This window comes from Pseudomonas sp. NGC7 (assembly GCF_047159675.1).
Classification (GTDB): Bacteria; Pseudomonadota; Gammaproteobacteria; order Pseudomonadales; family Pseudomonadaceae; genus Aquipseudomonas; species Aquipseudomonas kermanshahensis.
On the sequence record NZ_BAAFZY010000001.1, the window covers coordinates 6,118,173 to 6,130,450 of the forward strand.

The following is a 12,278-nucleotide window of genomic DNA, read 5'->3' on the forward strand; positions in this document are numbered from 1 at the left end:
AGCCGACATCAATGTCGGCTTTTTCGTATCTACAGAAACAGTCAGTCGGCCAGGGCGGCCTGCTGCAGTTCGAAGATCTCGTTCATGCCCTTCTGCGCCACGGCGAGCATGGCGTTCAGGTCTGCAGGCTGGAACGGCGCGCCCTCGGCGGTGCCCTGTACCTCGATGAAACCACCGGTGCTGGTCATGACCACGTTCAGGTCGGTCTCGGCGGCGGAGTCTTCCAGGTAGTCCAGGTCCAGCACGGCCTCGCCTTGGTACATGCCCACGGAAACCGCGGCGATCATGTGCTTGAGCGGGTTGCCAGCCTTGAGGCCGCCACGCTTCTTGATCACGGCCAAGGCATCGCACAGGGCGACCATGGCACCGGTGATCGACGCGGTGCGGGTGCCACCGTCGGCCTGAATCACATCGCAGTCGATGTACAGGGTGATGTCACCGAGCTTGCTCATGTCCAGCGCGGCGCGCAGCGAGCGGCCGATCAGGCGCTGGATTTCCAGGGTGCGGCCGCCCTGCTTGCCACGGCTGGCTTCGCGCTGGTTACGCTCGCCGGTGGAGCGCGGCAGCATGCCGTATTCGGCTGTCAGCCAGCCTTGGCCCTGGCCTTTGAGGAAGCGGGGCACACCATTCTCCACGCTGACCGTGCAGATGACCTTGGTGTCACCGAACTCGACCAGTACCGACCCTTCGGCGTGCTTGGTGTAGTTGCGGGTGATGCGGATCGAGCGGAGCTGATCGGCGGCGCGACCACTTGGACGTTTCATCTGGGATACCTGTACTGGGACTTGAATCTGCCGAGCATTATAGAGCTCGCAGCTGCGGGAGGACACGCCTATTGTCGCGCCCCTGACAGCCTGTCGCCTTTTCCCACTGCGCATTTCGCCCTCTGTAACATGGCTGGATTGGGCGCCGAGGCCCCACTGCGCTACAATCCTGCGCCTTGCAGCCGAGAGGCTTCCCTGTTCATTCATCTACGCGAGGTACTCCCCATGGTGCACAGCATGACCGCTTTTGCTCGTGTCGAGCGCGCCGGCAGCCAAGGCACCCTGGTCTGGGAGCTGCGCTCGGTCAACCACCGCTACCTGGAGCCGCACCTGCGCCTGCCCGAGGCCCTGCGCGACCTCGAAGGCGCGGTACGCGAAGGCCTGCGCCAGGGGCTGTCGCGCGGCAAGGTGGAATGCACCTTGCGCCTCAACGAAGACAGCACCGGCAAGCCACTGAAAGTGGACCGTGAGCGCGCCGCACAGCTGGTCGCCGCCGCCGAAGAGGTGGCTGGCCTGATCAAGCAGCCGGCCCCGCTGAACCCCCTGGAAGTGCTGTCGTGGCCGGGCGTGCTGGTCGCCGACGCCAGCGACCCGCAAGCGCTGAACGCCGAGGCCGTGGCGCTGTTCGACGACGCGCTGGCCGAGCTCAAGGCCGGGCGCCTGCGTGAAGGCCAGGAGCTGGCCCGGCTGATCAACGAACGCCTGGACAACATGACCACCGAGGTCACCACACTGCGCGCCCTGGTGCCGCAGATGCTGGCGGCCCAGCGGCAGAAAATTCTCGACCGCTTCGGCGACATGCAGGCTGAGCTCGACCCGCAACGCCTGGAGCAGGAGATGGTGCTGCTGGCGCAAAAAAGCGACGTCGCCGAAGAGCTCGACCGCCTCGCCACCCACGTCACCGAAGTGCGTCGCGTGCTCAAGTCGGGCGGCGCGGCCGGCCGGCGCCTGGACTTCCTGATGCAGGAACTCAACCGCGAAGCCAATACCCTCGGTTCCAAGGCATTCGACCCGCGTAGCACGCAAGCGGCGGTCAACCTGAAGGTATTGATCGAACAGATGCGTGAACAAGTACAGAACATCGAGTAAGGCCACCCCCACCATGAATCACAGCAGCGGCACCCTCTACATCGTTTCGGCCCCTTCGGGTGCCGGCAAGACCAGCCTGGTAACGGCCCTGACCCAGGACGACAAGCAAATCCGCGTCTCGGTCTCGCACACCACTCGCGCCATGCGCCCGGGTGAGCAGCACGGGGTGAACTACCACTTCGTCGTGCACGAAGAATTCAAGGCACTGATCGAGCAAGGCGACTTCCTCGAGCATGCCGAAGTGTTCGGCAACTTCTACGGCACGTCGCGCAGCGCACTGCAGCAGACCCTCGACCAGGGCTTCGACCTGATCCTGGAAATCGACTGGCAAGGTGCCCAGCAGGTGCGCAAGCTGATGCCCGAGGCACTCTCGGTGTTCATCCTGCCACCCAGCCAGGAAGCGCTGCGTCAGCGCCTGGATGGGCGTGGGCAGGACAGTGAGGAGATCATCGCCGGGCGCATGAAAGAAGCGGTCAGCGAGATGGTGCATTACGACGAGTACGATTACCTGATCATCAATGATGACTTCGGCGTCGCGCTGGAGGAGTTGAAGGCGGTGTTCCGCTCGAACCGCCTGCAGTTGAAGAAGCAACAGCAGCGCCACGGTGGGCTGCTGAAAGAACTGCTCTCCTGAGAGACCGAGCGGGGCTGCTTTGCAGCCCATTCGCAGCACAAGGCTGCTCCTACAAAGGCAAGGATGTAGGAGCAGCCTTGTGCTGCGAATGGGGCGCAAAGCGCCCCTCTGCATTACTCCGCCAGCGGCAGGGTCGCCTGCTGACGCAGGGTCGCCCCCAGGAAGTACGCCGGCGCCCGCATCCGCGACAGCAGCATCAGCCCGATGCCGAGCACCGAAATGATCGCGGCAATCACGAACACCAGCCCCAGCCCACCCACATGCGAGCCGCTGCCGAAGTCTGGCGAAGCGCTGTCGATCGCGGTACGCGCGAAGATCACCGACAAGATGACCCCACCGACCAGCGGGCACAGGCCGCGCATGACGAAGTGGCGCACGCTGTCGAACAGGCTGTCGCGGAAGTACCAGACGCAGGCAAACGCAGTCAGCGAATAGTAGAAGCAGATCATCATGCCCAGCGCGGTGATGGTGTCGGCCAGCACGTTCTCGCTCAGGGTACGCATGGTCACGTAGAACAGGCCGGCGGCCAGGCCAGCGCAGATGGTGGCGTAGCGCGGGGTTTGCGAACGCGGGCAAACGCTGGCGAACTTAGGCGGTACCGCACCGTAGTAACCCATGGCCAACAGGGTGCGCGCCGGTGCCACGAAGGTCGACTGCAGCGACGCTGCGGTGCTGGCCAGTACGGCGATGGACATCAGGATCGCCAGCGGCCCCATCACCGGGCCGGCCAGGTGGGCAAAGACGTTCTCCTGGATGCGCGGGTTGTTCAGGCCCAGGCCCGTTTCGCTGATACCGGCAAACTGCAGGGTGGCGATGGCGGTGAACAGGTACAGGCCGAGGATCAACATCACGGTCCAGGTGGCGGCCTTGCCCGGCACCTCTTCGCTGCCCACCGACTCTTCGCTGACGGTCAGGCAGGTGTCCCAGCCCCAGAAGATGAAGATCGACAGTGAAAGCCCCGCGGCAAAGGCCGAGAACGACTCGACACCGAACGGGTTGAACCAGGCGAAATCGAATTCCAGCGGTGGCGGCGCAGTGGTGCCACCGAAGGCGGCGAAGGCAAAGCCGATCAGCACCAGCAACTGCAGGGCCACCAGGCCGTACTGCACCGTCATGGTGGTGGCTATGCCGCGACAGCAGATCCACACCGCCAGGGCGATGAACACGCAACAGGTACTGATGTTGATCAGCAGGTTATCCGCCAAGGCCGCCAGGCCATGGTTGCCGGTGATCTGCCCCAGGAACAGGTAGAAGAAGTCGACCGCCACGCCTGCCAGGTTCGACAGCACGATGGTGGTGGCGACCACCAGCCCCCAGCCCCCGATCCAGCCGATCATCGGGCCAAAGGCGCGCGCCGACCAAGTGAACGAGGTGCCGCTGTCCGGCTCTGCCGAATTCAGCTCGCGATAGCCGAGGGCGACCAGCAGCATCGGCAGGAAGCCGACGATGAATACCGCAGGCAGGTGGGCACCGACCTCTCGCACGGTTGGGCCAAGCGCGCCGGTCAGGGTATAGACCGGGGCGATGGTGGAAATGCCCAGCACCACGCTGGCCAACAAGCCCAGGCGGCCTTTGGCCAAGCCCTTGCTGCGCTGGGTGTTGCCCGCGTCGGCCGCCACATCGGGTGGGCGGCCGGCTTCTGTGTAATCGCTCATGAGTATGTGCCGTAAATTTTGGAATTGTTTTCGCGGGCCTTGCGTACAAGGCCCGCTTTCACTCATTGAAAGCTTGCAACAGGGGGGCGTCATCCGAGACTTTCGGGTGACGTCAGAATGCTTTCTGGCGCGTACCCTCCCGTGCAGCATGGGCAATACAGGCCTCGCGGAACGCCTGGAAAAGGCGCCGGGAGACCGGGTTTTCGGCAAAACGCCATTCAGGGTGCCACTGCACGCCAAGCACGAAGCCCGGCGCATCTGGCATCGACACCGCTTCGATCAGGCCATCCGGGGCCCGCGCCTCGACCCGCAGCCCAGGGGCCAGGCGGTCGATTCCCTGGCTGTGCAACGAGTTGACCTCGAATTGCGCAGCCAGGCCCAGGCGCTCGAACAACCCGCCAGGCGCGATGCCAACGGGGTGACGAGGGCCGTATTGCACCTCCAGGGGTGCGTCCTCAGGTTCGCGGTGGTCAAGGTAGCCAGGCAGCTCCTGCACACGCTGGTGCAAGGTGCCGCCAAGGGCCACATTCAATTCCTGGAACCCACGGCAAATGCAGAACACCGGCACACCGGCGGCAATCGCCGCCTGCAGCAGCGGCAGGGTCAGGCGATCGCGCGCGCGATCATGCCGGGTACCCTCCACGCTGGGGGCGCCATTGTAATGATGCGGTTCGATATTTGAAGGCGAGCCAGTAAAAAGAATGCCGTCGAGCTGGGCCAGCAGCGCGGGGGTATCACTGCCCTCGTCGCGCGCCGGCAAAATCAGCGGCAGCCCGGCAAAGCCGGCCGCCTCGACATACTTGTCGCCCACCGTGTGCGACGAGTTCTTCCCCACCTGCTGGCGGCAGGCGCTGATACCGATCAAGGGGACCGCATTTGCGCTCATGGGCTTACACCGTGTGCAGGTACCAGTTGTACTCGAGGTCGGAGATCGACACTTCAAACTCGGCCAGCTCGCTTTCCTTGCAGGCGACGAAGATATCGATGTAATCCGGGCTGATGTATTGATTGAGCACTTCGCTGTCATCCAGCGCGCGCAGGGCATCGCGCAGGTTGTTCGGCAGGCTCTGTTCCAGTTGTTCGTACGAGTTGCCTTCAATCGGTTCACCCGGCTCGACCTTGCTGGTCAGGCCGTGGTGGATACCGGCGAGAATGGCCGCGAGCATCAGGTAAGGGTTGGCGTCAGCGCCGGCCACACGGTGCTCGATGCGCACGTTCTCGCTGCTGTCGGTCGGCACGCGAACCGCCACGGTGCGGTTGTCCAGGCCCCAGCTCGGCGCGTTGGGCACATAGAACTGCGCGCCGAAACGACGGTACGAGTTGATGTTCGGGCAGAGGAAAGCCATCGACGCCGGCATGGTCTCCAGCACGCCACCGATGGCGTGGCGCAGCGCGTCGCTTTCCAGCGGGTCGCTGCTGGCGAAGATGTTCTTGCCGGTTTTCTTGTCCAGCAGCGAGATGTGCACGTGCAGCCCGTTGCCCGCCTGGCCCGGGTAGGGCTTGGCCATGAAGGTGGTGTCCATCTCATGGTCGTAGGCCACGTTCTTGATCAGGCGCTTGAGCAGGATGGCGTAGTCGCAGGCCTTCAGCGGGTCGGCAACGTGGTGCAGGTTGACCTCGAACTGCGCCGGGGCGCTTTCCTTGACGATGGCATCGGCCGGCAGGCCTTGCTCCTTGGCCGCTTCGAGCATGTCTTGCAGGCAGTCGGCGTATTCGTCGAGGTCGTCGATCAAGTACACCTGGGTCGACTGCGGGCGCTTGCCCGAAATAGGCGAGCGCGGCGGTTGCGGGCGGCCGTTGAGGTTGTCCTGGTCGATCAGGTAGAACTCAAGCTCGAACGCGGCACAGATATCCAAGCCCAGGTCGTCGAACTTGCTCACCACCTGGCGCAGCACTTCGCGCGGGTCGGCGAAGAAAGGCTGGCCTTCGATCTCGTGCATGGTCATCAGCAACTGGGCGGTCGGGCGTTTCTGCCACGGCTCGTTGCACAGCGTGCCGGGGATCGGGTAGCAGATGCGGTCGGCATCGCCAATGTCCAGGCCCAGGCCGGTGCTTTCCACGGTCGAACCGTTGATGTCGAGGGCAAACAGTGACGCCGGCAGGTTGATGCCTTTTTCGTACACCTTGTGCAGGCTGGCCCGCTCGATGCGCTTGCCGCGTACCACGCCATTCATGTCGGAGATCAGCAGATCGACATACTGCGTATCCGGATGGGCCTGGAGGAAGTCTTTCATCTCGCTGGAAGAACTGGCGCACGGGGTGACCGACGTCATGGTGTACATCCTTTGATTTGCTGCGGCGATGTGGGGATACGGCTGGCGCCTCACGGGCGACGATGGTTGCAGCTGTTGTTTTTTTCACTTTCCCATCGTGGGGATTGGTTGCCCGACCGGGCGCATTGATTCCCAGGGGCGGTTCCACTATAAAATGGCCTCAACGCAACAGACATTGGCATTTCGGCAAGCAGAGCGTGCATCAATGCAATATCAGATTACCCACGCCGACCTCTCCCTGGTCCTGGCCCTGGAACGTGGCCGCTCGTTGGCCAAGGCTGCCGAACTGCTCAAGGTGGACGTCTCGACGGTGTTCCGCTCGATCCGTCGCCTCGAGTCGGCACTGGGCACCGCGCTGTTCGTCAAAAGCCGTAAAGGCTACCTGCCCACCGACACCGCCCAAGCCCTGGCCGAGCAGGCCGAGCGCGCCGAACAGGCCCTGGAGGCCGCGCGCATCGCCATGACCAGCGGCGAACAGGTGGTCAGCGGTACGGTGCGGCTGACCTGCACCGAGGCGGTCATGCACAGCCTGCTGCTACCGGCATTGGCCGACTTCATGCCCAATTACCCGGCGTTGTCGCTGGAAATGGGCACCTCCAACACCTTCGCCAACCTCAGCCGGCGCGATGCCGACATCGCCCTGCGCCTGACCAATACGCCACCCGAACACCTGGTAGGCCGCTGCCTGGGTTCGACCTCCTACGTGATCTGCGGCCAGCCGCAGTGGCGCGAACGGCTGACCGAGTCGGCCAGCAGCGTGCCGTGGATTGCCCCGGACGACTCGATGCAGGACCACCCGACCGTGGTCTGGCGCAACCAGCAATACCCTGGGTTGAGCCCACGCTACCAATGCAGCGGCATGTCGACCATTGCGCAACTGGTCAGCACCGGGCTGGGCGTGGCGGCGCTGCCCGACTACATGGTGCATGCCTTGCCTGGCGTCGATGCGCTGAGCGGCCCGCTGCCCGGTTGCGACACCCAACTGTGGCTGCTGACCCGGCCCGATTGCCGGGCGTTGCGCTCGGTGCAGACATTGTTCGAGGAATTGACCCCGCGGTTGCGCGACGCGATGTTGTGAGATACAAGAGGAGGGTGTCTGTTGCGGCCCTTTCGCGGCTAAACCCGCCCCCACAGGGGCTGGCCTGATCCGCGCGTGGCAAAACAGCGCTTCCCTATTGGCTGGTGAATTTTTATACTATCGAGTCCGCCTGCCCATATTGGGCTGCACGCCCACCGCAATTGCTACTGAGGAAGACCATGGCCCGCGTAACTGTTGAAGACTGCCTGGAACACGTGGATAACCGCTTTGAGCTGGTCATGCTCTCGACCAAGCGCGCCCGTCAGCTGGCGACCGGCGGCAAAGAGCCACGCGTCGCGTGGGAAAACGACAAGCCGACCGTTGTTGCCCTGCGTGAAATCGCCGAAGGCATCGTCACCAACGAGTTCATCGCTGCTGAAGAGATCGTCACCGAGGATCCGGTCTTCGCCGCGTTCGAGGACGAGTCCAACGAGGCTGTCTGATTGATGCCAGGTCGACGTCGCGCGGCACAAGGCCCTCTTCCTCTGCAAGAGGTGAACCCATGCCGGGTATAGAAGCCTTAGCCGAACGGCTGTCGACCTACCTGGGCCCCGAACAGGTCAACCTGGTTCGGCGCGCCTATTTCTACGCCGAGCAGGCCCACGACGGGCAGCGCCGCCGCAGCGGCGAGCCCTACGTGACCCACCCGCTGGCCGTGGCCAGCATCCTCGCCGACATGCACATGGACCATCAGAGCCTGATGGCCGCCATGCTGCACGATGTGATCGAAGACACCGGCATCGCCAAGGAAGCCCTCTGCCAGCAATTTGGCGAGACGGTTGCCGAACTGGTCGATGGGGTCAGCAAGCTGACCCAGATGAACTTCGAGACCAAGGCCGAGGCGCAGGCCGAGAACTTCCAGAAAATGGCCATGGCCATGGCGCGCGATATCCGCGTGATCCTGGTCAAGCTGGCCGACCGCCTGCACAACATGCGCACGCTGGAAGTGCTGTCCGGTGAAAAACGCCGGCGCATTGCCAAGGAAACCCTCGAAATCTACGCCCCCATCGCCAACCGGCTGGGCATGCACACCGTGCGCGTCGAATTCGAAGACCTTGGCTTCAAGGCCATGCACCCAATGCGCTCGTCGCTGATTCACCGGGCGGTCAAGAGCGCCCGCGGCAACCGCAAAGAGATCGTCGCCAAAATCGAACAATCGCTGGCCAACTGCCTGGCTGCCGACGGCATCCAGGGCGAGGTCAGCGGCCGGCAGAAACACCTCTATGGCATCTACAAGAAGATGCGTGGCAAGCGCCGCGCCTTCAACGAGATCATGGACGTGTATGCCTTCCGCATCATCGTCGACAAGGTCGACACCTGCTACCGCGTGCTCGGCGCCGTGCACAACCTGTACAAGCCGCTGCCCGGTCGTTTCAAGGACTACATCGCGATCCCCAAGGCCAACGGCTACCAGTCGTTGCACACCACGCTGTTCGGCATGCACGGCGTGCCCATCGAAATCCAGATCCGCACACGCGAGATGGAAGAGATGGCCAACAACGGTATCGCCGCCCACTGGCTGTACAAGTCCAACGACGACGAGCAGCCAAAAGGCAGCCACGCGCGGGCCCGCCAGTGGGTCAAGGGCATCCTCGAACTGCAGCAGCGCGCGGGCAACTCGCTGGAATTCATCGAGAGCGTGAAGATCGACCTGTTCCCGGACGAGGTCTATGTCTTTACGCCCAAGGGCCGGATCATGGAGCTGCCGAAAGGCTCCACGGCCGTCGACTTCGCCTATGCGGTGCACACCGACGTGGGCAACAGTTGCATCGCCTGCCGCATCAACCGCCGCCTGGCGCCACTGTCTGAGCCCCTGCAAAGCGGTTCGACGGTAGAGATCGTCAGCGCGCCGGGCGCCCGGCCGAACCCGGCCTGGCTCAACTTCGTGGTCACCGGCAAGGCACGCACGCACATCCGCCACGCCCTCAAGCAACAGCGCCGCTCCGAGTCCATCAGCCTCGGCGAACGCCTGCTGAACAAGGTGCTGACCGGCTTCGACAGCAGCCTCGAAAAGATCCCGCAGGAACGCATTCAGGCGATTCTCGCCGAGTACCGCCTGGAGCTTATCGAAGACCTGCTCGAAGACATCGGCCTGGGCAACCGCATGGCCTATGTGGTGGCGCGGCGCCTGCTGTCGGCCGAAGGCGAACAGCTGCCGACGCCGGAAGGCCCGCTGGCCATTCGCGGCACCGAAGGCCTGGTGCTCAGCTACGCCAAATGCTGCACGCCGATCCCCGGTGACCCAATCGTCGGCCACCTGTCGGCGGGCAAAGGCATGGTCGTGCACCTGGAGAACTGCCGCAACATCAGTGAAATTCGCCACAACCCAGAGAAGTGCGTGCAGCTCTCCTGGGCCAAGGACATTGCTGGCGAATTCAATGTCGAGCTGCGTGTCGAGCTGGAGCACCAGCGCGGCCTGATCGCGCTGCTGGCCAGCAGCGTCAATGCCGCAGACGGCAACATCGAGAAGATCAGCATGGACGAACGCGACGGCCGTATCAGCGTGGTCCAACTGGTGGTCAGCGTGCACGACCGCGTGCACCTGGCACGAGTGATCAAGAAGCTGCGTACCTTGACCGGTGTGGTCCGCATCACCCGCATGCGTACGTAGTCCGCCAACCGCAAGGAGTCATCATGAGCAAGTCCGTCATCAACAGCGACAAGGCCCCTGCCGCCATCGGTACCTACTCCCAGGCAATCAAGGCTGGCAACACCGTGTACATGTCGGGCCAGATCCCACTGGACCCCAAGACCATGGAGCTGGTCGAAGGCTTCGAGGCCCAGACCGTGCAGGTCTTCGAGAACCTCAAGGCTGTGGCTGAAGCCGCGGGTGGCTCGTTCAAGGACATCGTCAAGCTGAACATCTTCCTCACCGACCTGAGCCACTTCGCCAAGGTCAACGAAGTGATGGGCCGTTACTTCGAACAGCCTTACCCAGCCCGCGCCGCCATTGGCGTTGCCGCGCTGCCAAAAGGCTCCCAGGTCGAGATGGACGCGATCCTGGTCATCGAGTGATGCCCCTGGTGACGGGCGCCCTGCCCGTCACCTTCTCTCCCCAAGGTTACCCACCATGCGTCAAGCACTGCCCCTCGCGCTGGCAGCCCTGCTTCTGAGCGGTTGCGCCAGCCATAAACCCGAAGACTTCAACGGCACCTGGATCAACCAGGACGCCATCAAAGCCGCCGTCAAAAGTGGCAGCCTGCGTCAGGCACTGAATGAACACGGCCCTGTGTTCGAGTGGAAACTCGACGTGGCTCACCAACAGGCCAGCTTCAGCAATGGCTTCGAGGCTGCCGACGGCCAGTTGAGCGCCAACGAGAAGCAATGGCTGGCCAGCTTCCAGGACGGCCAGACCGAGCAGCTGGCGCTGGATGGCGACGAGCTGAAAACCACCGCGCAGTCCGGTACCGAACAAACCTTCGTGCGCGTCAAGCAACCCGGGAATGCACCGCTGGGTGGCAGCTTCGAGAAGGCGCTGTACCAGGCCTACCTGGGCGGTGAATGGAAAATCATCGACGGCCAGGGCAAAGGCACCGCCGTTCGCTTCAGCGACACCGGTAACGTCAGTGGCCTGCCTGGCCCGGACCGTTTTGCCCTGTGCCTGGCCGGCGATTGCGCGACCATGGGCGGCAGCAACGACAGCCTGTGGCTGGAGCGCAAACAGCGCGGTGCGCCGTTTATCATCAAGCGTGATGGCGACACGCTGGAGATTTTCCAGGCCGTTAACCGCGCGAAGCCGGATGAAATGCCGGTATTGGCGGCCGGTGCTCGGCAATGGGTGCTTGAGAAGGACTGAGGCCTGCCAGGATCTCTACCCGTCACACCGGCCCTTTCGCGGGTAAACCCGCGCCCACAGGTACCCCGCTGACAACAGAATCAGCGCTCACCCTGTGGGAGCGGGTTTACCCGCGAAGAGGCCGGTAGACTCACCCCTTACCCTGCAGAATCGCCGCATACCCTTCTTTGTAACTGGGGTACTCTGGCACCCAGCCCAACGCCCGCACACGGGCATTGCTGCAGCGCTTGCTGCCCGTCCGGCGCACCCGCTGCTCATCCGACCACTCGGTAACGCCCAGGTACCCACGCAACCAGCCCACCACATCGGCCAGCGGCGCCGGGTCGTCATCGACACCTATATAGCAGTCATCCAGCGCCACGCCGTCGGCATCGGCCTGCAGCAGGTAAGCCAGCAAGCTTGCGGCGTCTTCGGCATGAATACGGTTGCCATACAGCGGCGGCTCTTCAGCCACACGGTAGCCCTGACGCACCTGGCTCAGTAGCCATTCACGGCCCGGCCCGTAGATGCCGGTCAAGCGCACCACGCTTGCCGGGATACCACTGGTCAGCGCCAAGCGCTCGGCGTCGAGCATGATCCGGCCAGAGTACCCTTCAGGCTCGGTGGCCGCCGTCTCGTCGACCCACTCGCCGTCTTTTTGCGCAAACACGCTGCTGCTGGACACAAACAGCAAGCGACGCGGGTGCTGACCACGTTCGGCAAGCCAGGCCAGCACATGGCGCAACCCGTCGACATAGGCCGACTGATACCCCGCCTCGTCGTGCTGGCTAGCCGCCACGCAATACACCAGGTAGTCCGGCGCTCGCTGTGGCCACGCTGGCGGGATGGTGGGTTCGGCCAGGTCGGCAGCCACCGGCCCAACACCCGCTGGCAGGTGCTCGACCGCGCGGCGCAGGCCACTCACCTGCCAGCCACGGGCCAGCAATTGCTGGGCCAGACGGCCGCCCACATCACCACAACCTACGACCATTACTGAAAGGTCTGACATC

The 12,278-nt window shown here is 63.6% G+C and carries 12 protein-coding genes; 7 read left to right on the forward strand and 5 right to left on the reverse strand.

Annotation, left to right across the window (positions count from 1 at the left end; translation table 11 throughout):
- Positions 1-41: 41 nt before the first annotated feature.
- Positions 42-764, reverse strand: coding sequence for a ribonuclease PH (gene rph, locus ACMCNM_RS27315; protein ID WP_412765754.1), 723 nt, complete (start codon positions 762-764; stop codon positions 42-44).
- Positions 765-989: 225 nt separating this feature from the next.
- On the opposite strand from rph, the gene ACMCNM_RS27320 reads away from it, so the two are divergent.
- Both ACMCNM_RS27320 and gmk read left to right on the forward strand, forming a co-directional pair.
- Positions 990-1,853 carry a YicC/YloC family endoribonuclease gene (locus ACMCNM_RS27320; protein WP_085272162.1) on the forward strand — a complete coding sequence of 288 codons (864 nt, stop codon included), beginning with the start codon at positions 990-992 and terminating at the stop codon, positions 1,851-1,853.
- A 13-nt stretch (positions 1,854-1,866) separates the two neighbouring features.
- Positions 1,867-2,487, forward strand: a complete 621-nt coding sequence (gene gmk / locus ACMCNM_RS27325; protein WP_027592155.1) for a guanylate kinase — start codon at positions 1,867-1,869, stop codon at positions 2,485-2,487.
- Positions 2,488-2,600: 113 nt separating this feature from the next.
- On the opposite strand, the gene ACMCNM_RS27330 is transcribed toward gmk, so the two are convergent.
- The 3 genes from ACMCNM_RS27330 to ACMCNM_RS27340 form a co-directional block, all read right to left on the reverse strand.
- Positions 2,601-4,142: an APC family permease gene (locus ACMCNM_RS27330; protein WP_027592154.1), complete on the reverse strand. Its 1,542-nt coding sequence runs from the start codon at positions 4,140-4,142 to the stop codon at positions 2,601-2,603.
- Positions 4,143-4,254: 112 nt separating this feature from the next.
- On the reverse strand, positions 4,255-5,028 hold the full coding sequence (locus ACMCNM_RS27335; RefSeq protein ID WP_412765755.1) for a gamma-glutamyl-gamma-aminobutyrate hydrolase family protein: 774 nt from the start codon (positions 5,026-5,028) through the stop codon (positions 4,255-4,257).
- Between the two features lie 4 nt (positions 5,029-5,032).
- Positions 5,033-6,376, reverse strand: a complete 1,344-nt coding sequence (locus ACMCNM_RS27340; protein ID WP_371097094.1) for a glutamine synthetase family protein — start codon at positions 6,374-6,376, stop codon at positions 5,033-5,035.
- Positions 6,377-6,620: 244 nt separating this feature from the next.
- Here ACMCNM_RS27340 and ACMCNM_RS27345 point away from each other — a divergent pair, with 244 nt between their 5' ends.
- From ACMCNM_RS27345 to ACMCNM_RS27365, 5 genes are all read left to right on the forward strand, one after another.
- Positions 6,621-7,493, forward strand: a complete 873-nt coding sequence (locus tag ACMCNM_RS27345; RefSeq protein WP_027592151.1) for a LysR family transcriptional regulator — start codon at positions 6,621-6,623, stop codon at positions 7,491-7,493.
- Between the two features lie 179 nt (positions 7,494-7,672).
- Positions 7,673-7,936: a DNA-directed RNA polymerase subunit omega gene (gene rpoZ, locus ACMCNM_RS27350; protein WP_012312123.1), complete on the forward strand. Its 264-nt coding sequence runs from the start codon at positions 7,673-7,675 to the stop codon at positions 7,934-7,936.
- Positions 7,937-7,995: 59 nt separating this feature from the next.
- Positions 7,996-10,104, forward strand: coding sequence for a bifunctional GTP diphosphokinase/guanosine-3',5'-bis pyrophosphate 3'-pyrophosphohydrolase (spoT, locus tag ACMCNM_RS27355; protein ID WP_027592150.1), 2,109 nt, complete (start codon positions 7,996-7,998; stop codon positions 10,102-10,104).
- A 23-nt stretch (positions 10,105-10,127) separates the two neighbouring features.
- Complete coding sequence (locus ACMCNM_RS27360) at positions 10,128-10,508, forward strand: RidA family protein (RefSeq protein WP_027592149.1); 381 nt, start codon at positions 10,128-10,130, stop codon at positions 10,506-10,508.
- Positions 10,509-10,563: 55 nt separating this feature from the next.
- Complete coding sequence (locus tag ACMCNM_RS27365) at positions 10,564-11,289, forward strand: hypothetical protein (protein WP_099430803.1); 726 nt, start codon at positions 10,564-10,566, stop codon at positions 11,287-11,289.
- A gap of 130 nt (positions 11,290-11,419) precedes the next feature.
- Here the strand turns inward: ACMCNM_RS27365 and ACMCNM_RS27370 are convergent, their stop codons facing one another.
- A complete protein-coding gene (locus ACMCNM_RS27370; protein WP_412765756.1) occupies positions 11,420-12,277 on the reverse strand; it encodes an SDR family oxidoreductase in 858 nt (285 codons plus the stop codon).
- Position 12,278 lies beyond the last annotated feature (1 nt).